The organism is Dyella sp. 01N36 (assembly GCF_056399745.1).
The window spans coordinates 1-20,524 of the sequence record NZ_JBFTRY010000048.1 but is presented as its reverse complement, the minus strand read 5'-3'; the positions used below and the strand labels follow the sequence as shown (position 1 = coordinate 20,524).

Annotated in this window: 22 protein-coding genes; 10 read left to right on the top strand and 12 right to left on the bottom strand. The window is 64.4% G+C overall.

Annotated elements, in window-relative coordinates:
• On the bottom strand, positions 1–1,155 hold a 1,155-nt coding region (locus tag AC1DMG_RS10595; RefSeq protein ID WP_477180503.1), incomplete at its 3' end, for a DNA polymerase IV.
• A gap of 465 nt (positions 1,156–1,620) precedes the next feature.
• Between AC1DMG_RS10595 and AC1DMG_RS10590 the strand changes: the two genes are divergently transcribed.
• Genes AC1DMG_RS10590 through arsC form a run of 4 tightly spaced genes read left to right on the top strand, consistent with a single transcriptional unit; the run spans position 1,621 to position 5,367 of the window.
• A complete protein-coding gene (locus AC1DMG_RS10590; RefSeq protein ID WP_441602409.1) occupies positions 1,621–2,532 on the top strand; it encodes a segregation and condensation protein A in 912 nt (303 codons plus the stop codon).
• Between the two features lie 50 nt (positions 2,533–2,582).
• Positions 2,583–3,467: an SMC-Scp complex subunit ScpB gene (gene scpB / locus AC1DMG_RS10585; RefSeq protein WP_477180502.1), complete on the top strand. Its 885-nt coding sequence runs from the start codon at positions 2,583–2,585 to the stop codon at positions 3,465–3,467.
• Positions 3,464–5,005, top strand: coding sequence for a pseudouridine synthase (locus AC1DMG_RS10580; RefSeq protein WP_477177490.1), 1,542 nt, complete (start codon positions 3,464–3,466; stop codon positions 5,003–5,005). Before scpB ends, AC1DMG_RS10580 begins: the two co-directional genes overlap by 4 nt.
• Before the next feature lie 14 nt (positions 5,006–5,019).
• A complete protein-coding gene (arsC, locus tag AC1DMG_RS10575; RefSeq protein ID WP_477180501.1) occupies positions 5,020–5,367 on the top strand; it encodes an arsenate reductase (glutaredoxin) in 348 nt (115 codons plus the stop codon).
• 36 nt (positions 5,368–5,403) lie between these two features.
• Here arsC and AC1DMG_RS10570 read toward each other — a convergent pair whose 3' ends face one another.
• The gene (locus AC1DMG_RS10570; RefSeq protein WP_121880725.1) at positions 5,404–5,619 is read right to left on the bottom strand and encodes a helix-turn-helix domain-containing protein; all 216 of its coding nucleotides are present in this window, start codon (positions 5,617–5,619) and stop codon (positions 5,404–5,406) included.
• 7 nt (positions 5,620–5,626) lie between these two features.
• Positions 5,627–6,118 (bottom strand): hypothetical protein, encoded by a 492-nt coding sequence (locus AC1DMG_RS10565; protein WP_477179132.1) that lies wholly within the window; start codon positions 6,116–6,118, stop codon positions 5,627–5,629.
• Between the two features lie 74 nt (positions 6,119–6,192).
• On the opposite strand from AC1DMG_RS10565, the gene AC1DMG_RS10560 reads away from it, so the two are divergent.
• The gene (locus AC1DMG_RS10560; protein ID WP_477177492.1) at positions 6,193–7,530 is read left to right on the top strand and encodes a retropepsin-like aspartic protease family protein; all 1,338 of its coding nucleotides are present in this window, start codon (positions 6,193–6,195) and stop codon (positions 7,528–7,530) included.
• 15 nt (positions 7,531–7,545) lie between these two features.
• On the opposite strand, the gene AC1DMG_RS10555 is transcribed toward AC1DMG_RS10560, so the two are convergent.
• Genes AC1DMG_RS10555 through AC1DMG_RS10545 form a run of 3 tightly spaced genes read right to left on the bottom strand, consistent with a single transcriptional unit; the run spans position 7,546 to position 10,496 of the window.
• Positions 7,546–8,349 carry an amidohydrolase gene (locus AC1DMG_RS10555; protein WP_477177493.1) on the bottom strand — a complete coding sequence of 268 codons (804 nt, stop codon included), beginning with the start codon at positions 8,347–8,349 and terminating at the stop codon, positions 7,546–7,548.
• Entirely contained in the window at positions 8,337–9,482 is a 1,146-nt protein-coding gene (locus AC1DMG_RS10550) for a pyridoxal phosphate-dependent aminotransferase (RefSeq protein WP_477180500.1), read from the bottom strand. The genes AC1DMG_RS10555 and AC1DMG_RS10550 overlap by 13 nt, the downstream gene beginning before the upstream one ends.
• A gap of 60 nt (positions 9,483–9,542) precedes the next feature.
• Positions 9,543–10,496: a LysR substrate-binding domain-containing protein gene (locus AC1DMG_RS10545; protein WP_477180499.1), complete on the bottom strand. Its 954-nt coding sequence runs from the start codon at positions 10,494–10,496 to the stop codon at positions 9,543–9,545.
• A 115-nt stretch (positions 10,497–10,611) separates the two neighbouring features.
• On the opposite strand from AC1DMG_RS10545, the gene AC1DMG_RS10540 reads away from it, so the two are divergent.
• Entirely contained in the window at positions 10,612–11,196 is a 585-nt protein-coding gene (locus AC1DMG_RS10540; RefSeq protein WP_441602418.1) for an FMN-dependent NADH-azoreductase, read from the top strand.
• 40 nt (positions 11,197–11,236) lie between these two features.
• Here the strand turns inward: AC1DMG_RS10540 and AC1DMG_RS10535 are convergent, their stop codons facing one another.
• Both AC1DMG_RS10535 and AC1DMG_RS10530 read right to left on the bottom strand, forming a co-directional pair.
• Positions 11,237–12,913, bottom strand: a complete 1,677-nt coding sequence (locus tag AC1DMG_RS10535) for an amidohydrolase (protein ID WP_477180498.1) — start codon at positions 12,911–12,913, stop codon at positions 11,237–11,239.
• A 115-nt stretch (positions 12,914–13,028) separates the two neighbouring features.
• On the bottom strand, positions 13,029–13,265 hold the full coding sequence (locus AC1DMG_RS10530) for a hypothetical protein (protein WP_441602420.1): 237 nt from the start codon (positions 13,263–13,265) through the stop codon (positions 13,029–13,031).
• Between the two features lie 350 nt (positions 13,266–13,615).
• Between AC1DMG_RS10530 and AC1DMG_RS10525 the strand changes: the two genes are divergently transcribed.
• Entirely contained in the window at positions 13,616–13,834 is a 219-nt protein-coding gene (locus tag AC1DMG_RS10525) for a hypothetical protein (RefSeq protein WP_441602421.1), read from the top strand.
• 23 nt (positions 13,835–13,857) lie between these two features.
• The gene (gene ligD, locus AC1DMG_RS10520; protein ID WP_477177497.1) at positions 13,858–14,760 is read left to right on the top strand and encodes a non-homologous end-joining DNA ligase; all 903 of its coding nucleotides are present in this window, start codon (positions 13,858–13,860) and stop codon (positions 14,758–14,760) included.
• On the opposite strand, the gene AC1DMG_RS10515 is transcribed toward ligD, so the two are convergent.
• The 3 genes from AC1DMG_RS10515 to AC1DMG_RS10505 form a co-directional block, all read right to left on the bottom strand.
• Positions 14,757–15,242, bottom strand: coding sequence for a response regulator (locus tag AC1DMG_RS10515; protein ID WP_441602423.1), 486 nt, complete (start codon positions 15,240–15,242; stop codon positions 14,757–14,759). The genes ligD and AC1DMG_RS10515 overlap by 4 nt on opposite strands.
• A gap of 82 nt (positions 15,243–15,324) precedes the next feature.
• Positions 15,325–15,939 carry a response regulator gene (locus AC1DMG_RS10510; protein WP_441602424.1) on the bottom strand — a complete coding sequence of 205 codons (615 nt, stop codon included), beginning with the start codon at positions 15,937–15,939 and terminating at the stop codon, positions 15,325–15,327.
• On the bottom strand, positions 15,936–17,513 hold the full coding sequence (locus AC1DMG_RS10505) for a sensor histidine kinase (protein ID WP_477177498.1): 1,578 nt from the start codon (positions 17,511–17,513) through the stop codon (positions 15,936–15,938). The genes AC1DMG_RS10510 and AC1DMG_RS10505 overlap by 4 nt, the downstream gene beginning before the upstream one ends.
• Before the next feature lie 391 nt (positions 17,514–17,904).
• On the opposite strand from AC1DMG_RS10505, the gene AC1DMG_RS10500 reads away from it, so the two are divergent.
• Complete coding sequence (locus AC1DMG_RS10500) at positions 17,905–18,699, top strand: response regulator (protein ID WP_477180497.1); 795 nt, start codon at positions 17,905–17,907, stop codon at positions 18,697–18,699.
• A 76-nt stretch (positions 18,700–18,775) separates the two neighbouring features.
• Positions 18,776–19,234 (top strand): hypothetical protein, encoded by a 459-nt coding sequence (locus AC1DMG_RS10495; protein ID WP_441602427.1) that lies wholly within the window; start codon positions 18,776–18,778, stop codon positions 19,232–19,234.
• 46 nt (positions 19,235–19,280) lie between these two features.
• Here AC1DMG_RS10495 and AC1DMG_RS10490 read toward each other — a convergent pair whose 3' ends face one another.
• On the bottom strand, positions 19,281–20,510 hold the full coding sequence (locus AC1DMG_RS10490) for a BamA/TamA family outer membrane protein (RefSeq protein WP_477177500.1): 1,230 nt from the start codon (positions 20,508–20,510) through the stop codon (positions 19,281–19,283).
• Between the last annotated feature and the right edge of the window lie 14 nt (positions 20,511–20,524).

The following is a 20,524-nucleotide window of genomic DNA, read 5'->3' as shown; positions in this document are numbered from 1 at the left end:
CAACATACCTGCGCGGACCAGGCTTCCCGAGCCAAACCGAGCATTGATCCTGTCCTGCACCTGGTCGGTGACGCGCCGTTCGGGCGCGCTGTCGAACAGGTCTTGCTGTCGTTGTGCCGCAAAACCCGACAGGCTGACGCCCAGCAGGCGAAGGCGCGGCCTTGATTGCGCCTTCCACCATGCGTTAAGCAAGCCTCGTGCCAGCTCATAGAGCTCGCTGGCGGAGGCGCTGGGCACGCGCAGTTGGCCCTGGCGGCTGTGGGTGACAAAGGGCGGCTCGCGCAATTTCACCGTGACCGTACGCCCTTCCAGCCCACGCTGGCGCGCTCGGGCCGCGATGCGCTCGCAATGGCGCAGCAGCCAGGCCTCGGCCATCGCCAGCTCGGCCAGATCGACATCAAAGGTGTGTTCCGAGCCGATCGACTGTTCGGCCTGCGCCGGTTCCACCTCGCGGTCGTCTTCGCCGCGGGCCAGCGCCTGCAGCGCGTCCACCTGACGCCCTAGCGCACTCGCCAGACGCGCCGTGTCACTTGCTGCCAATTCGCCTATGGTCCGGATACCCAGGCGGTGCAACGCCTGCTCGGTCACCTTGCCCACGGTCAACAAGCGGCCCACCGGCAGCGGCGCCAGATCCCGGGCGGCGTGCTCAGCGGTGATGCGACGCAAACCATCGGGCTTGGACATTTCGCTGGCCAACTTGGCCAGCAGCTTGTTGGGCCCCATGCCCACCGAGGCATTGAGCTGGGTGCGCTCGCGGATGGCGAGCTTGATGCGACCAGCGATGGTCTCGACCGAGCCGAGCAGGCGCAGGCTGGCGGTGACGTCCAGGAACGCCTCATCCAGCGACAGACCCTCCACCAGCGGCGTGGCTTCGTGGAAAACCTTGAAAACCTGCTCCGAGGCTTCTTCATAGCGAGCGAAATCAGGCGGCAGGTAGACGCCATCGGGGCAAAGCCGCCGCGCCTGCGCCATCGGCATGGCCGAACGCACGCCGAACGGGCGCGCTTCATAACTGCAAGTGGAGACCACCCCGCGAGGCCCCAGGCCACCGACGATCACCGGGTGCCCACGCAGCTGCGGGCGGTCGCGCTGCTCCACGGACGCATAGAAGGCGTCCATGTCGACGTGGATGATGGAGCGTTCATCGGGCAGCATGTCCCTGTATTCTGCCGATACGGCAGCATCGCGTGTACTGGACTTGCCCGTCGCCAGCGGCTAATCTTGGTCTCGCTTGGGTCAGTGGGTGCGCGCACGATCGGTGAGATCGACCGCTACGGCACCCGTCCCGATGCACTCAGCCGACCGATTGAGAAGCCAGTGACGCAGGTTTCGTCACGTTGTGGCTCGCGTTTTTTGTCGTGACCCAAACACGCTAAAAACGCTCAAGGGTCGCTCACGGCCAGCCTGATCGAAACGCCAGACGCGCGCTTTCGTCATGCATGACCGCGACGGTGACGCCATGCGCACCGGCTAGGCATCGCGCAAGTTAGCTTCAACGGATCGCGCCTGCGGGCCAACGTCCGGGCGGGACATTCGTCAGGCGAATGCCGGTGGGATCAACGTTTCCTCACGTATTGAACGCAGAGCAAGCCGTCTTGAACGGCCCAACGACATGCATTGATGAGCACTGAGCCAGTCGAGCCTCAGGCGGTCGCCGCACCGCAGGACGCGTTTGCGTCGGTACCTCAACAGCAGGAAATGCCGCTGGCCATCGTGCGCGGCGAACCGCTGTTGCAGATGCCGCAGGACCTGTACATCCCGCCGGATGCGCTCGAGGTGATCCTCGAATCGTTCGAAGGGCCGCTCGACCTTTTGCTGTACCTGATTCGTCGCCAGAATCTGGACATTCTCGACATCCCGGTCGCCGAGATCACCCGGCAGTACATGGATTACATCGAGATGATGCGCGACGTGATGCGCCTGGAGCTGGCTGCCGAATACCTGCTGATGGCAGCCATCCTGGGCGAGATCAAATCGCGCCTGCTGTTGCCCCGGCCGCCTGCCGAGGAAGGCGTGGAAGAAGATCCCCGCGCCGAGCTGATCCGTCGCCTGCAGGAGTACGAACGCTTTAAAAGGGCCGCGGCGGATATCGACGCCCTGCCCCGCATGGAGCGAGACATGGCGCCGGCCCACGCGGACGTGGGCGAACGCAATGTGGTCAAGCTGCCGCCGCCGCTCGACCTCAAGGAGATGCTGCTGGCGCTGAAGGACGTGATGCGTCGTGCCGAATTGTTCGGTCACCACGCCATCCGGCGCGAAGCACTCAGCGTGCGACAGCGCATGGGTGAACTGCTCGGCCGCTTGACCGACCAGACCTTCCAGCGCTTCGAAACGCTGTTCGATGTCACCGAGGGCCGCCTGGGCGTGGTGGTCACTTTCCTGGCCATGCTTGAACTGGCCAAGGAGATGCTGGTGGAGATCGTGCAGGAAGAACCGCTGGCACCGATTTACGTAAGGGCAAGGGCAGGAAGCGCGGAAGAAACCGCCGCCGAACGCTATGCCGATGACGAGCCGGCCACCGCGGCCGAATAAGCCGCGCAGCCCGCCCCATTCACCGCAGCATCCGCATCCGATCCGAGGCCATGCAGATCGAGCAACTCAAACCCATCATCGAGGCGGCCCTGCTGGCATCCACCCAGCCGATGACCGTGCCTCAACTGCTGGAACTGTTCGGCGAAGAGGACGAAGTCGGCCGCGAAGAGGTCGCCAAGACCCTTGAGGCGCTGGCGGACGATTGCGCCAACCGCGGCGTGGAGCTGCAAGAGGTCGCCTCGGGCTTCCGCTACCAGGTGAAGCAGTCGGTGCATCCGTGGATCTCGCGCCTGTGGACCGAGCGCCCCAGCCGCTACTCCCGCGCCCTGCTGGAAACCCTGGCGCTGATCGCCTACCGCCAGCCGATCACGCGCCCGGAGATCGAACAGATCCGCGGCGTGGTGGTGTCGTCCAACATCATCAAGACGATGGAAGAACGCGAATGGATCCGCGTGGTGGGTTACCGCGACGTGCCCGGCAAGCCCGCACTGTTCGGCACCACGCGCGCCTTCCTCGACTACTTCAACTTGAAGTCGCTGGATGAGCTGCCGCCGCTGTCGGAAATCCGCGACATGGAAGACCCGCAGATGAGCATCGCGCCGGAGCCGCTGCCGGTGCGTGTGATGCGCGACCTGCCGATCGATCCGGACGAAGAAAACGAAACCCTGGTGGTGGCCGGCGAAGAAGATCTCGACGTTTCCATCACCGAACCTGCCGGGCACGATGTACCGGCCACCGAACACGAAGAAAGCCAGGCCGCCGACGCCGTCGACGAACCCGGCCACGAAACGCCCGAGGCGATGCATGTCGCCTCCTCCGAACCCGGCGCTGCACCGCACGCCGAGGCTCATGTTGACACTGCCGACGAGGCAGCGACCCACGCGGACGCCGATCAAGGCGACGCCACGCAAGATACCGAGGAGTACCGCGCATGACTGCGCCACAGAAATCCGTTTTGACCCTTAAGCGCACGCCGCGCGACGAAACCGCGCCTGCCATCGAAGAGCGCCTGCACAAGGTGCTCGCCAACGCCGGCCTCGGCTCGCGCCGTATGCTTGAGCAGCGTATCCAGGCCGGTGAGGTTGAACTCAACGGCACCCCCGCCACCATCGGCGCCAGCGTCCACGCCGGCGACCGCGTCGTGCTCGACGGCAAGCAGTTCGTCGTCGCCACCGACAACCGCGACGAAACCGAAGTGCTGGTCTATCACAAGCCCGAAGGCGTGGTGACCACCCGCGAAGATCCCGAAGGCCGTCCCACCGTGTTCGAACAGCTGCCGCGCCTGAAGGGTGCGCGCTGGGTCGCCGTGGGTCGCCTGGACATCAACACCACCGGCCTGCTGCTGCTCACCACCGATGGCGAACTCGCCAACGCGCTGATGCATCCCAAGAGCGGTCTCGAGCGCGAATACCTGTGCCGCGTGCACGGTGAAGTGCCCGACGAGATGATCGAAAAGCTCAAGGCCGGCGTGGAGCTGGAAGACGGCCCGGCCCGCTTCGACGAAATCGCCGTGATCAGCCAGGGCGGCAGCCACAGCTGGTTCCGCGTAGTGATCCGCGAGGGCCGCAATCGCGAAGTGCGCCGCCTGTGGGATTCCCAGGGTTTCCTGGTGAGCCGACTCAAGCGCATCCGCTACGGCAGCGTGGAACTGCCGCGCACCCTGCGCCGCGGTGACTGCGAATCGCTGGGCGAAGAAGCCGTCAAGGATCTGCGCAAGACCACCGGTCTCGGTTCGCCGCAGCCGGTGCTCACGCTGAGCCCGGTGCTGCATCAGCGCCGCGCGCCGCGCAACGTCACCGAGTACGTTCCCAAGGGCGCCAGCGGCTCGTACAGCGCGGGCTACCAGGACGAAGCGCGCGAGCTGCGCGCCTATGACCGCATCCGCGAAGAACCCACCCGCGGCAAGCCGCGCGGCCGTCCGGGCCGGGAAGTGAACGGCAATGTCGCCCGTCCGGAACGCTCGGGCGGTGGTGGCGGTGGCATGCGCAAGGGCAAGCGCGGCGTCGCCCCGGGCCAGGAGCTGCCGTCGGTGCGCACCTGGTTTGCCGGCGAATCGCGTGAAGGCGGTGCTGCTGGCGGCGCTCGCGGCGGTGCCGCAGGCAATCGTCGTCCGGGCGGCGGCAAGCCGTCGTTCGGCAATCGCGCCGGTGGCGCGGAAGGCCGTAGCGGCAGCCCGTACAGCGGCTTCGGCGGTGGTGCGGCCGGTGGCAACCGCGGTGGCAAGCCGAGTGGTCGTCCGGGCGGTCGTCCCGGCGGTCATGGTGGCCAGGGTGGTCAGGGCGGCGCGGCTGGCCAGGGTGGCCAGGGCGGTCGTCCGCAGGGCCGTGGCGGCAACCGTCCGCAAGGCGGCGCCGGTCGTCCGCAAGGCGGCGGTCGTCCCCAGGGCGGTGGTAATCGTCCGCACGGCGGCGGTGGCGGTGGCGGTGGCGGTGGCGGCGGTGGTCGCGGCGGCAACCGTCACGGCAATCGCTGAGCACGGCTTCCGCCATGCACGCCCGCATCTATCACAACAACCGCTGCTCCAAGTCGCGCGCCACACTGGCCTTGCTTGAGCAGCGCGGCGTGGTGTGCGATGTCGTGAACTACCTCGACACGCCGCCGAGCAGCACCGAGCTGATGCAATTGCTCGACATGCTCGGCATGACGCCGCGCGAACTGATGCGCACCAACGAGGCCGAGTACAGCGAACTCGGCCTCGACGATCCGTCACTCGACGACACCGCGCTGATCGCGGCGRTGGTGAGTCATCCGCGGCTGATCGAACGCCCCATCGTGGTGTCCAACGGCAAGGCCGCGCTGGGACGTCCGCCCGAAGCGGTGCTGTCCATTCTTTGAGTGCACGCATCCTCGCCTTGCGCGGGATGCGTCGCCCTACTCTTCCTCGTCAGGCACGTAGGCCAGCAGATCGCCCGGCTGACATTCGAGGAATTCGCAGATTTTGCTCAGCGTTTCGAAACGCACGCCGCGCACATGGCCGGACTTGAGCAAGGACAGATTGGATTCGGTAATACCGACGAACTCGGCGAGTTCGCGCGAGCGCACTTTGCGCATCGCCAGCATGACATCGAGTCGGACTACGATCGCCATCAGGACCTCACACGATCGAGCGCTGGTCGTCTTCGAGTCGCGCCGCCTCGTCGAACAGGCGGGCCACGAAGAAGAACACGGCCACCGGCAACAACGACAGCAGATCGTCGCCGCTGAAGGTCAAGCGGGCCGACCCTGCGCCTGAGTGCCACGCCAGCCAGAGCGAGGCTGCCGCCGGCAACATCACGCGTAGTGCTGCAGCGACCATCAGCAGGCAGGCGAAGCGGCGGAAGTGTTTCGTGGCGGCGCCGGAAAACAGTGCATCCGGCGCCACGCGACCGAGCATCAAGGCCAGCTCCACCAGCGCCCCGCAACTGACCAGCGCCAGCACGGCAGCGATGCAAGCCGCCCATGCGTGCGGAAGTTCATCGGTCGACAGAGTGGCGACCACGGTCGCACCCTGGGCGCTGCCGTCGGCCCAAATACCCAGCCCCGTGACCACCAGACAGGCCAGCGCGCTCAGCCAGGCGGCGATCGCCAGCGCACGGGCGACGCGCACGATGCGATGTACTGTTGGATAATCATTTCTTTCTGTATTACGATAATTTTTCTTCGTCATACGGGCACCATATCATGAAAGCTGCGCCGCTGGTCTGGCTCCATCCCTATGTGCTGTTGGCCGCGATCGCGTTGCCGGCGCTGGCCGGAGGCGTGGCGTCGGCGCCGATGTCGAACCCGCAGGCCGAAAGCGCGCTGGTGGATGCGGCCGATGGCGAGGTCTTTCATCTGGCCAGCGTGCTTCCCCGCATCGAGGATCCCGGACTGGCCACCCTCGCCAGGGCGCGGCTGGCCGCAGCACGGCTGGATGCCGCCGAGGCGGACCAGTTGGTCCAGCGCTATCTCACCGGCGGCCATCGCACGCCCGCGCAACGGGCGCTGGCCTGGCCCATCGCCGCCGATGCCAGCTTTGCCGACGGCAAATACGGCAAGGCCGCCGAGGCGGCGCACGCATGGGAGCAGGCGCTTGCCGCACAAGGCGCCACGACCGAGGACCGTGCGGCGGCACTGCAGATGGCCGTGCTCGCCGATCAGCTTGCCCAGGCTCCCGCGCAACAAGTAGACGTTTATGCGCCCAAACCCGAAACGGTGAAGCGCGATAAAGTCGGCCTGCCCCGCTCGCAGGCTTCCATCAACGGCAAGCCTCAGGAAGTTGTGCTTGATACGGGCGCCAATCTCTCCGTCGTATCGCTATCCACTGCACACAAGCTGGGCCTGCGCCTGCTCGATGGCGCAGCGAGCGTAGGCAGCGCCAGTCGACAGGCGGTGGCTACGCGCATTGGCATTGCCGATCATCTGCAATTCGCTGGGCTCTCGTTGAGCCATGTGGCGTTCCTGGTGCTCGACGACGATCAGCTGAAGATGCCGGTGCCCGGCGGTTATCAGATCGACGCGATCCTCGGCTTCCCGGTGCTGCGCCAGCTGCAGCGGCTGGAGTTCACCGCTGATGGCAAGCTGCTGCCCTCGCGCAGCGACGCGGCCAAACCTGGCGAAGGCAACTTGCGCATGGCCGGCAGCGATCTTTATGTCGAGGTGATGCTCAATGATCTGCCCGTGGCGATGCATCTGGATAGCGGCGGCGCGTTTTCTTCGCTCTCGTCGCGCTTTGCGGTGGAGCACCCCGGCGTCGTCAAGGGATTGAAGTCGAAACAGGAACACGTCGCCGGTGCAGGCGGCGCGCGCGTGCGCCAGTCGGCGACGTGGCCGAACGTGCGAGTGCACATCGGCGATCAGCAAAGCGTACTTGCGGCGATGACGATCTCGCTCAGTGATGCCGGCAACGTCAAGGAGCCCAACGTATTGGGCGGCGACATCCTGCAGTCGTTCGATCACTGGACGATCGACTTTCCACGCATGCAGTTCGAGGTCGGCAAGCCGTTGCCTCAGGCCTCCGCCAAGCTGCGCGCGAAATAATCGCGCGCAGTCCGATCAACCCGGATTGAGCGTAAAGCTGTCCGCATCCATCCACGCCGGAAAACGCTCGCGATGCGCGAGCAGCGGCGCGGGATCGATGGTCACCGTCACCACCTGCTCCTGCGGACCCAGCTCGACCAGCGGCTCGCCGATGGGATCGAGCACGGCGCTGTCGCCCGCATACGGCAGATCGTTGCCGTCGACGCCAACGCGATTGAGGCCAATGACATAACTCAGGTTTTCGATGGCGCGCGCACGCAGCAGCGTGCGCCAGGGCTGGCGGCGCGGCGCCGGCCAGTTGGCCACGAAGATCGCCAGGTCGTAATCCATGCCGCCGGTGGCTTCCTCGCGGCGGCCGTTGCGCAGCCACACCGGAAAGCGCAAGTCGTAGCAGACCTGCGGAAGAATCCGCCAGCCCTTCAGCTCGACGATCAAGCGCTCGTTGCCGCCGCCATAGCGCGTGTGTTCACCCGCCATGCGGAACAGATGGCGCTTGTCGTATTGCTCGAAGCTGCCGTCCGGGCGTGCCCAGATCAGCCGGTTGTAAACGGTGTCGTTTTCGCGAATAGCCAGGCTGCCGCACAACACCGCACCCACTTCCTGGGCGAGCGCGCGCATCCACGCGACGCCTTCGCCTTCCATGGTGTCGGCACTGGCGCGCGTGTCGTTGCTGAAGCCGGAAAGAAACGTCTCCGGCAACACCACCAGATCGGTCTGCCCGGCGACGCGGCGCACCAGCTCGCCGTAGTACTCGCGATTGGCCGGCGCGTCATGCCAGCGCGTGGCGCCCTGGATCAGGCTGACCTTCAGAGTTTGCATAGACGCTCCGCGGCGGCTTCCATGGTGGCATCGCTCTTGGCAAAGCACAGGCGCAGGTAATGCGTGCCCGGCGCCTTGTCATAGAACGGCGTGAGCGGAATCGCGGCGACGCCGCCTTCCTTCACCATCCACTCGCAGAACGACACATCGTCCTTGTTGCTGATGGCGGAATAGTCGACCAGCTGGAAATAGYCGCCCGGCACGTCGAGCAACTTGAAGCGCGAGGGCTTGATCAGTTCGCGGAAGCGATCGCGCTTGACCTGATAGAAGGCGGGCAGCTCCAGATAGTGCTCGGGCGTGCTCGCCATGAACTCGGCAAACGCGACCTGCGCCGGATGAAACGTGCAGAACGTGAGGTACTGGTGCACCTTGCGAAATTCCGCGGAGAGCGCCTTGGGCGCCACCGCGTAACCGAGCTTCCAGCCGGTGCAGTGATAGGTCTTGCCAAACGAGGACACCACGAAGCTGCGCGCGGCCAGCTCGGGATGGCGCAGCACGCTCTCGTGCTGGGAGCCGTCATACACGATGTGCTCGTACACCTCATCGGACAACACCACGATCTCGGTGTCGCGCACGATGGCGGCCAGCTCGTCCAGATCGGCCGAGGACAACACCGCACCGGTCGGGTTGTGCGGGCTGTTGATCAGGATCATGCGCGTCTTGGGCGTGATCGCGTCGCGCACGCGCTGCCAGTCGATGCTGAAGCTGGGTGCCTGCAACGGGATGTGCACGGCGCGGGCGCCCTGCAGCTCGATGGCCGGTTCGTAACTGTCGTAGGCCGGATCGAACACGATCACTTCATCGCCCGCACGCACCACGGCGGCGATGGCAGCAAACAGCGCTTCGGTCGCACCCGAGGTCACCGTGATCTCGGTATTGGGATCGAGCTTGTGACCGTACAGGCGCTCGGTCTTCAGCGCGATCTGCTCGCGGAGCGGCTGCAGGCCGATGCCCGGCGCATATTGGTTGCGGCCTTCGGCCATGGCGCGCGTGATGGCGTCGCGCAACGGCTGCGGTGGTTCGAAGTCCGGAAAGCCCTGCCCCAGGTTGACCGCCTTGTGTTCGACAGCCAGCTGGCTCATGACGGTGAAGATGGTGGTTCCAACTTTGGGAAGCTTGGTTTCGATCTGCATGACCTGGATGTCTGGAAGGCTAAATGATGATCGTAACACGGGTGTCGTTGCGCACCTGCGTCACAGGTATTTGTGGCACTTCGCGTGATTTTCGCGCACCGAATCGGGCAGCCGTTCCGCAAGAAAATCCACGAACGCGCGTACACCGGGCAACAGGCCGCGCCGGCTCGGGTAGACGAAGTGCATGGTGCCTTGTGGCACGCTCCATTCGGGCAGCACCACTTCCAGCTCGCCGCGCTCGATGGCCGGACCGCACACGAACTCGGGCAACAGCGTCACGCCGACGCCGCTCTTGCAGCTTTGCAGCAGGGCGTTGAAGTCACCGCAGATCAGGCGGGGCTGGATGTCGACCACGATCTTCTCGCCTTGTGCATCGAGCAGCTCCCAGCCCTGCGCTCCCTCGTGCTCCTGGTTGCTGAGCGCCGGCAGCTGCGAAATATCGGTGGGTTCCTTGGGACGGCCGTAACGGTTGWGCAGGTCCGGACTGGCTACCAGCAAGACCTTGGACTGGCCAAACGTGCGCACCACCAGGGTCGCGTCGGTATCGAGCTTGCTGCGCACACGGATGGCGATATCAAAGCCCTCGCCGATCACGTCGACGCGCCGGTCGGTGGCGTGCAGGCGCACCTGCATCTTGGGGTGCTGGGCGAGGAACTCCGGCAGCATATGGCCCACCACGGTCTGCACCAGCGAGACCGGGCAACTGACGCGCACCACGCCACGCGGCTCGGAGCGTACTTCTTCCACGGCCTCCTGCGCCGCCCTTGCCTCTTCCAGGACGGCACGACAGTGGCCATAGAAGCGCTCGCCGACTTCCGTCACCACGAAGCGACGGGTGGTTCGCTGCAGCAGGCGGACGCCAAGGCGCTCTTCCAGTTGCGCGATGCGCTTGCTCAGGCGGGACTTGGGGATGCCAAGGGCGCGTCCGGCCGAGGAAAAGCCGCCGTGTTCAACCACGGCAGCGAAGAAATACAGATCGTTGAGATCTTGAAGGGCGCCATCCAGGACCGTCATCGCTGTTTCCTTATTAGAACAATACGTTCGAGTTTAGCCGGCTTATCACTTGATTGTCCGAAGACTACCTTAGTTCTGTCGCCGGCGGACCCGGCCCGTCAACTGAGGAAATACCATGAAACTGCTGCATCTCGACGCAAGTGCCCTGGGTAGCCACTCCGTTTCGCGCGGTCTGACCGCCGCCATCGTGGCCGAACTGACCGCTAACAACCCCCAAACCGAAGTTATCTACCACGATCTGGTTGCCAACCCGCTCGCCCACTGGACTGCCGTGGCCGACGCCAGCGATCCGGTGGCGGTCCAGGGCAGCCAGATGATCGAAGAGTTTCTGGCGGCCGACGTGGTGGTCATCGGTGCCCCGATGTACAACTTCTCGATCCCCAGCCAGCTCAAGGCCTGGATTGACCGCATCGCGGTGGCCGGCAAGTCGTTCCGCTACACCGCCAATGGTCCGGAAGGCCTGGCTGGCGGCAAGCGCGTGATCATCGCCTCCTCGCGTGGCGGCATCTACAGCGAAGGCAGCGCCGCCCAGCCGATGGACTTCCAGGAAACCTACCTGCGCGCCCTGTTCGGCTTCCTCGGCGTCACTGATCTTGAGTTTGTCCGCGCTGAAGGCGTCAACTTCAGCGAAGACCACAAGGTCGAGGCCCTGAAGACCGCGCACGCTTCGATCAGCGTGGCGACCCGCAAGGCCGCTTAAAGCTTCACCGGCACCACCGTCCCCAGCAGACGCCGCGCCCTCAGGGCGCGGCGTTTGTCTTTTCAGCGCGATAGACCGCCTTGCCGTCGACCCACGTGCTGAGCGGTTTCAGGTCGGCGATCTGACGCGGCGATACGGTAAGCAGGTCGCCGCTGAGCACCACGAAGTCCGCACGCATGCCGGGCTTCAAGGCGCCGACCTGATCCTCCATGAAGGACGCATACGCCGCGCCGCGCGTGAAACCCGCCAGCGCCTGGATGCGGCTCACCCGCTGATCCGGCAACCAGCCACCCGGCGGCTGTCCATTGAGATCCTGCCGCGTCACGGCGGCATACAGGCCAAGCATCGGATTGACCTGCTCCACCGGGAAATCCGAACCGAACGCCAGCGGCACTTTTTCCTGGATGAATCGYTGCCAGGCATACGCGCCCTTCAGTCGCTCCGCACCGAGACGCTGTTCGGCCCATGGCATGTCGGAGGTGGCGTGGGTGGGCTGCATCGAGGCGATCAGATGCAAGGTGGCGAAGCGCGGAATGTCGTCGAGCGCGACGATCTGCGCATGCTCCACGCGCCAGCGATGATCGCTGTCGGCGTGCTCGCCCAGCACGGCCTGATAGGTATCGAGCACGTTGCGGTTGCCGCGATCGCCGATGRCATGCGTTGCGACCTGTACATGGCAGCGATACGCCTTTTCCACCGCAGTGCGATAGGCCTCGGGCGAGGTGACGAAGATGCCCTTGTTGCCATGGTCGTCGTTGTAGTCGGCCAGCAATGCCGCGCCGCGACTGCCCAGCGCGCCATCCATATAAAGTTTGACGGTGCGCATCTGCAGACGGCCATTCGCATCTGCCCAGCGCCCGCCCTGACTGCACAGCCAGTCGAGCGCCTGGTGGTTGCCGTCGGCCATCTCATAGAGACGCAACGGTATCTCACCGGCTGCCGCCATTTCCTGCAGGACTTTGAAATCCTCCAGGCTCACGCCCGGATCGTGTACGCCGGTCAAGCCGGCCGCGACTGCATCGGCGAAAGCGGCCTTATAGGCATCGCGCGTCTGCTCGTGCGTCAGCGGAGGAACGGCCTGACCCACCAAAGCCTGGGCGCCGTCCACCAGCACGCCAGTCGCCTTCTTGCCGACGCGTTCGATGCGTCCGCCGTCGGGTTGCCAGTCGCCATCCAGCGACTTGGTCGCGTGCTTCATCGCCGCCGTGTTTGCCCACGACGCATGACCATCCACGCGCTCGAGGTACACGGGGCGATCGGGAAACGCTGCATCGAGATCAGCGGCGTTGGGGAAATGTTTGTCGGCCCAGCGGTTCTGGTCCCAGCCGCGGCCGATCAGCCATGTGCCCGGCGGCAATTTGGCGGCGGCCGCCTTGAGCCGCGACACCACCTCCGCGCGCGAGGTGCTGCCGACAAGGTCCACTTCGATATGGGTCATGCCCAGGCCCAGCATGTGGCCATGAGCGTCGATCAAACCGGGAATGACGGTGGCGCCTTTGGCGTCCTCGATCTTGCCGTCGGGGTACTGCTTCTTGAGGTCAGCTGTATCACCCACCGCAAGTAGGCGTCCATCGTCGCCCCAGGCCAGCGCCGCAGCCTCCGGACGTGAGGGATCCATCGTATGGATGTGGGCATTGACCAGCAAGGTGGTCGCCTGCAGCGGCAGCGCGGCGAGCGCCAGTACAGCGATCGAGCCATAACGAAGCGACAAGCGCATGGAGTCGTCCCGGGTGGAAGAATGCCGAGACTTTGCCCAGCCCGGCCCCGACACACAAGCGGCCATGCAACATGTGTGCACCCAGGGCGCCCCCTACGCCCCGGATACGAAGGACTTACGCGGCCTGTTCCAGCACCGCCGCCACGCTGGCGTACTGCGCCAGGCGGATCGAGGCTTCGGTGCCTGGCATTTCCACGCAGACCGAACGACCCGAACGCAGATGTTCATCGCGGGCGACTTCCCGGGCGAGTTTGATGGCACTGCCAAGCCGCAGATCACTGAACAGCGAAAAACCAAGACGGCACACACACCACATACCGTCCGGGGACTGCTTGAGCGAATAGGTGACCATGATGCAACCCTGTGGGGGAAAGGAGATGCCTGCCACAACTAATCGTGTACGCATTAGGCGCGACGATTTGTCCGTTCCGGACTAAAAGAGCATGCCTTTGTTACACCGGTCGTCCTATCAGCACGACACCTGATGTTTCGTAGGAATGCGACTACGACGATTGGGATAGGGACACAGGCATGGACTGTTTCACCGCGGATACACATGCGCTTGCCATCCGTGAACGCCACGCCCTGCACAACGCTGCCGATGGCGGAAATCACATCGATCTATCACCCATCGTTAACTGCCTGATCRTCAGTTTCTAAAGCCCCGATCACGGAGTCTTGCTGATGACGGATGGCACACCCATGATCCAACTGCCCCTGCATCAGGCTTTTAACGAACTGCTGCAGCTCTACCGCATGCTCGAACTGGAAAACGAACTTTTGCGCGGGCAACTGCGCAGGCATCCGGTGGGCGAGCTGCAGATCCGCGAGACCGAACGCAAGATGATGGAATTGCGCGGCGGTGTGCCGCCTGTCACTCCCGACCAGCTGACGGCCATGATGGCCGTTCGGCCGGAATGAAGCGCGGCGCGCGAAGGTCGCCCATGACGACGAACGAATTGAATGGTGTGGTAGTCACCCATCCCAAGCGCGTGGTGTTTCCCGACGACGGCATCACCAAGCAAGACATCGCCGATTATTACGACGCGATCATGCCCTGGTTTCTACCGGGCGTGACCGGTCGACCGACTTCGGTGTTCCGCTTTCCCGAAGGCCTTGCCGAGCCGGGCTTTTTCCAGAAACACCCGATGCGGGGACTTCGTCGGGTCGAAAGCGTGCGGCTGCGTGAGGAAAGCGGCGCGCTTGATGACTATCTCTGCCCCAGCGACGCCAGCTCGGTAATCGAATTGGTGCAATACGGCGCCATCGAATTCCATCCTTGGGCGGCACGGGCCGATGCGCTGGAAGAACCCGATTATCTTGTGTTTGACCTCGATCCCGGGAGCGGCGTGAGCTGGCGCGATGTGATCGAAGCCGCGCGATGGCTCAGGGATCGACTGGCCAAAGTGTCGCTGAAGAGCTTCGTACGAACCACCGGAGGCAAAGGCTTGCACGTGCTCGTGCCATTGCACGCATCGTGTCGCTGGGAAGACTCCAGCCGGTTCAGCCGTGCCTTTGCCCATCAACTTGCCGACGAGCGCCCTGACGCGTTCACGGCGACATCCGCCAAGAGCGAACGCAAGGGGCGCATCTTCATCGACTATCTGCGCAATACGCGCGGCGCCACCAGCGTGGCATCGCTGTCGTTGCGTGCGCGCCCCGGTGCGCCGGTTGCCATGCCGTTACGCTGGCAAGACCTTGGTCGCTGCAGCAGCGGCAGCGCGTTCGACATCCGCTCCGCCAGGCAGCGACTGGGGCGCTTGCGCGGCGATCCCTGGGAGGGTTTCTCCACGCTGCGGCAGGATCTGGGCGAGGCGATGCGCGTCTACGCCGGCGCGGAAAGCTAGTGGTTTTTTCCAAACGTCGCGGGCAGCTCCATCAACGCCTCAAAGCGACCCAATGCCGGTGATAGGAAATGGCCACCCTTGAGCACTTGATTGAGCGCCTCGATCAACTCCTCTCCCGCCGAAGCCTTCAGCACATAGCCCTTGCCCAGTGACAACGCGGCGCGCGCCAGCGTGGCGTCGTCGTGCACGGTGATGAAAATGATCGGCAGGTCGGGGCGATCGACGAGCAATTGGCGGGCCGCCTGCATACCGTCCATGCCAGGCATGCTGATGTCGGTCACCACGACGTCGGGCTGAAGGCGCCTCACGGCTTTCACCAGCGCCTCGCCATGCGCAACCACGGCAAGCACATCGAACTCCTCGCTCAACAGTTCGCGCAGCTGCTCGGCGATGGGCAAGTGGTCCTCGGCCAGCACCAGGCTGGATCGCCTTTTGTCGCTGCTTTCAGTCGAGGCGCGCATCTCGTCGTGAGCATCTTCCAATGCACCACCCTGCGCCACCGAAATCGAACCGAAGCAATGCTAAGTAAATCTACCGAAGCAAACGCCGTAACGTACGGGCCGCTCAGAACAACAGCCCCAGATCCTGTGCGCGACGTACCAGCTCCAGCGTGGAGTGCACGCCGAGCACCTGCATCATGGTGTATTTATGCGCTTCCACGGTGCGCACCGACAGTCCCAGCTGCAGCGCGATCTGCTTGGAACGCAAGCCTTCGCCAACCAGTCGAAGCACCTGCAATTGCTTGGAGGTGAGATTGCGCATATCGGTCATCTGGCCGCTGATGTAGCGCGCGCCCAACGCCGGGGTCACATAGGTGCCTCCGGCCATCACCTGCTGGGCCGCATTGCGCAGATCTTCGCCCGCCGAGTTCTTCAGGATGTAGCCCCGCGCACCTGCGCGCAACGCGGCGACCGCCAGCGCCGGCTCCATGTGCATGGTGAGGAAGACGAAGCGCGTGTCGAAGCCGGCCTGCCGGAGACGCTTCAGCGCGTCCATGCCGTTGCAGCGAGGCATGTTGATATCGGCCACCACCAGATCCGGCTTTATGCGCTGCACGGCGTCGATCAGTGCCTCGCCATCAGCCACGATGTCCTGCAGATCGAAATCCTCGTCGAGGATGTGCTGCACGCCCTCGGCCACCATGCGGTGGTCGTCGGCAATGATCAGGGTTGGCCTCACGCCGGCCCTTGGGTTCCTAGCGGAATTCGTATGCATAACTCAGTCCCTTTGCCCAGAGTTGATTGCAGTCGGCAGCTGCCGCCCAGCAGCTTCGTGCGTTCGTCGATGCTCAGCAGTCCAAGCCCTCGACGCCCCTCCCCTTCGGTGACAAATCCCTTGCCGTTGTCGATGATGGTGAGATCTACCTGGTCATGCTCGATCTGCAGCGCCACTTCAACTCGCTGCGCGTCTGCGTATCGCAATGCGTTGCCGAGACCTTCCTGGGTGACGCGATAAAGACAGAGCGCGACATCTTCAGGAAGATCTTTTGCATACGGCGATACCCGCAACTCGATCGCGGGCCCGTTGCGGTGACGCACGTTCTGGCATAAGCCCGCCAGCGCGGCAGTGAGCCCGGTCTGCGAGAGCATGCTTGGGTGCAGGTCGTGGGACAGATGGCGCACGTCCTCGGATAGTGCAATCAGGTCGCTCTGCAGTCGGCTCACGTCCTGCTTGTTGCTCTCGTCCACCTTGCGGCGCAGCGCGCTCAGCCGGATCGATGCCACCGCCAGACGCTGGTTGATGTCGTCATGCAGATCGCGCGCAATACGCGCGCGTTCCTGCTCCTGCGCAACGATCAAGCGACCTGCCAGCTCGCGCACTTCGGTGTTGGTGACGCTCAGGTCGCGCTGGGTCGCCCGTCGCTGCTCGACCAGGGCCGCGAGATAGAGCGATGCCACCGATACGCCAAGCATCCACAACTGCACGCTGATGGTGGTGAGCTCCGCTTGCGGCTGCACGAACGGCCCTTCATGTTCCAGACTCAACTGGATGGCGAGCAGTCCCACCAGGAGATTGACCACGCAGGTGCCCACCACCTGCGCCCGCAAGGCCACGAAAATGGCCAACGGCACGGGCGCGAGCAGCAGCAGCGGTCTCGTTGTGGGGTAATCGCCAAGTTCGCGCCAGGCCAGCCAGAGCACGACCAGCGCTGCGGCGGTGATCAGCGGCATATTCCATCCCGGCAGCCTGTCGCGTCGCAACGACGAGCCCGGGTTGACCAGGCTGAGGATGGCCGGCGTCAGCAACACATAGCCCAGCGCATTGGCCAGCGCCACATGCCACCACTGCCTAGACAGCCAGAACGGCAAGTCCACCTGCGTGGATAACCACGACACTGCCGCACCGGTGGCAGCGGGCAGCACCATGACGGCCACCAGAACAAACACCAGCAGCTGCTGGAAATTGCCGATGGGTTGCTCTTCACGCAGTTGCCCAAGCCCCCAGGCGGCGATGGTGACCAGCAAGATCACGCCCGTGTTGGCGACCGCGAGGCCCTGCAGCGGCAGGTTCGCCGTCAACGACATCAAGGTCATGCCGACGAACCAGCCTGCGTTGTTGGCGAGCCAGTAGCGATAGGGCGCGCACAGCAACAGCGCAAGCAACAACGGCCCTGGCAGCCAGATAATCTGGAAATCGCGCGCGTGATCCCACAGCACCAGCGACATCCATTGCGCCAGCACCGCGGCCAGGCCTGCGCCCAGACCACGTAGCAGTTGCTGGGACAATGCACCGATCGGTGCTTTCCCGGTCATGATCCCCTCTGCCCCGTGCATCCCTTCGTCCTGCTGCCAGCGGCAGCTTTCGCCCCTGCGAGTATTGAGCGCCGGTCCACCGAAATCCCTCCCGCATTTCCCCACGACGCCCGTCGTCGCCCCGTGATGATTTGCGTAGTTCTACGAATGTTCTCCCGTGAAATCCCTCCAGGGCATGGCCTTAGGTCCATAAAATCAGCGAACTCGCAACGGACCCATGTGCGTGTCCCGTGTCCGTCCCGTCGTAAGAAATCGGCGATTTCACGCGATTTTCAGTAAATTTACCGACCCCCTTTGAGTGAAAGTTCGCTTACCAAGCGGGCATCGACGGCCCAAGCTGAGCTGGAGCGAGCTGAGGCCCAACGGGGATCCGATCGATCATGAAATCAGCGTGCCCTCCTCCTTGTTCGGGCACCCTTGCCGCGCCCTGGGGCGTCGGCAGGCTCGTCGTGACGCCCGCACGGCGGGTTGGCGACGTCTGGCCGGCGACGCCATGAAGGCGACCGTGCGAATCGCCTCCAGGAGCACGCGCAAGCTGCGGGTACTGCTTGCCGACGAACATCGCTGCGTCGCCGAGGGCTTGGCCGGCCTGCTCGCCAAGCGCACCAGTTCGGTCCTGCTGGTGCATGACGGCGAAGCCCTGATGGAAGCGGTACTGACCGGACAGATCGACCTGGTCATCACGGATATCGCCATGCCACCCTTCAGTGCCCTGCAGGCATTGCAGCGCTTGCGGCGCATGGGCAGCGATATACCGGTGGTGGTTTTGTCCACGCACAGTGAACCTCTGATCGTGCGCGAAGCCATGCAGGCGGGTGCGAACGGCTATGTGCTGAAGCAGTCACCAAGCAGCGAGCTGTTCAATGCGATGGCCGAAGTCTGCGCAGGCAACCAGTTCGTCAGCCCGCAGTTGATGGCAACACTGCTCGAAGCACCCGAATCGCTGCGACGGCTGACCCGTCGGCAGCGCGAAGTCATCGAGTCGATGGCCAAGGGCAAGCGAACCAGCGAGATCGCCGCCGACCTGGGCATTTCGGTGCGCACGGTGGAGAGCCACCGCCAGTCGCTGCTCGACCTGCTGGGCGTACACAGCGGCGTGGCGCTCATCCGTGAGGCCGAGCGTCTCGGGCTCATTCCGGTGGCGCCAGGGGATATGGACATGGCCGCGGACCAATCCTTTTTTTAGCGCACACCCTTCATTCCCACGCTCAGGCCGAGCCGATGGCGCTCAGCCCCTTCAAGACGCTGCAAGGAGTAGGACCATGACAAACCACAGCCTTCGAATCATCGGCCTCTCGCTCACCTTCGTCGCCGGCGTCGCATCCGCTCAGCAGCTGCCGCCGACTTACCCGGCCAACGGACAGAACGCCAACCAGCAGGAGGCGGACAAGAGCGCCTGCATGTCCTGGGCCCAGACCAACGCACCCCAGCAGGCGGTTCCCCCGCCGCAGACCGGGCCGGCCGTCGGCGGTGGCCAGCGTGTTCAAGGCGCGGCGCGTGGCGCCGCTGCCGGCGCAGTGATTGGCGGTGTTGCCAACGGCGACGCCGGACATGGTGCCGGCGTGGGTGCCACCGCCGGTGTCGTGGCCGGCGGCGTACGCGCACGCCAGCAGAGGCGTGATCAAAACGCAGCCTCGGCGGCCACGCAGAACCAGAACTCCGCCAACCTTGGCCAGGCGTACAGCGCATGCATGAAAGGCAAGGGTTACACCACCGGTTGAACGGGCTCGCACCATCGCGTCGTCCGCTCGCCACAGGCGGACGACGTTATCGCCAGGCGCTTCCCACCTGGATGTAATACGCGTGGTCGCCTTCGCTCCACGCCCAGTCCAGGCCGACGTAGAGCCCCAAGGCACGTGCGATCAGATAGCGCAAGCCAACGCCTTCTGCGGTGTGCGTGCTTGCATCACCGAAGTCCAGCGTGCGTCCCCACGCCTTGCCCGCTCCGCCAAACCCAAGCAACGCCCATCGAGGCGTGAGGTTCCAGCGCAGCTCAGCCTCGAGCATGCCAACGTTCTGATCCTGATAGCGGCCATAGGCAATGCCGCGCAGATCGATCGACGGCTGTTGATAGAACGGCACATCGCCACGCACGGAGCGGAAGTCCGCGCGCGTGCCCAGCACCCAATCCTCGCCCAGTTTGAAATACCCATAGGCGCGGCCGCGATAGCTTTGGAAGGTGGTGTCGCTACCAAAAGCGGGCGCGTATTGGGTGGCCTCCAGTCGCGCGAACCATCCGCTTGAGGGTGTCAGCGTGTTGTCACGTGAGTCGTAACCCAGGCCCAACCCGAGTCCCGACGACTTGCTGGCGAATTCTTTGGGCTTGAAGTACTGATCGTCGCTGGGAATATTGAGCCGATTATCCAGGTCGATGTAGAGCCAGCGCGCCGAGACAAACAGATCGCTCGTGCCGAGCCGGCGCGAGACCTGCTGGTAGGAAAAGATGCCGTCGAGGTTGTAGCCGATCTTATGCGGACCCAGCAGCAAGCCCTGCGTGTAGTAGTCCAGGTTGACATTGATCTTGGCGACCAGGCCGGCGTAACGCCAGGTGTCGTCTTTGAAATGAAAGGTGCCGCCCAGGCCGTAACCCCAGGTGCCGTTTTCGGTTTTGAAAGCAGCCGCACCGTAGATGTCGGGCGGAATGCGCAAGCCGCTTTCCCTGGACGCCTCCGATTGTTTGGGCGTGTGGAAAAACACCGCGGCCAGTCCGCCACCGTTGCCCACCGCAGGCTCGGTGATGATGATGGGAACCAGCAGCGCGCCCTTGTGCTGCAACAGCCAGCGCGACATGTCGACGGAGCTGTCCTGCGGGTCGCGGAAACGGCTCCACCATGAACCCTGGGAGTCCTTGGCCTGCGCCACGGGAGCCGTCGGCGACAGCGGTTGGTTCTTATCGGCAGCCCCTGCAACTGCGGGTGCGTCCTGCGCATGGAGCGCGGCGCCCAGCAGCAGGCACGCGCCGAGCAGGCAAGCTACTGGCGCAGGGCGCGGCCTCATGACTTCTCCATCGT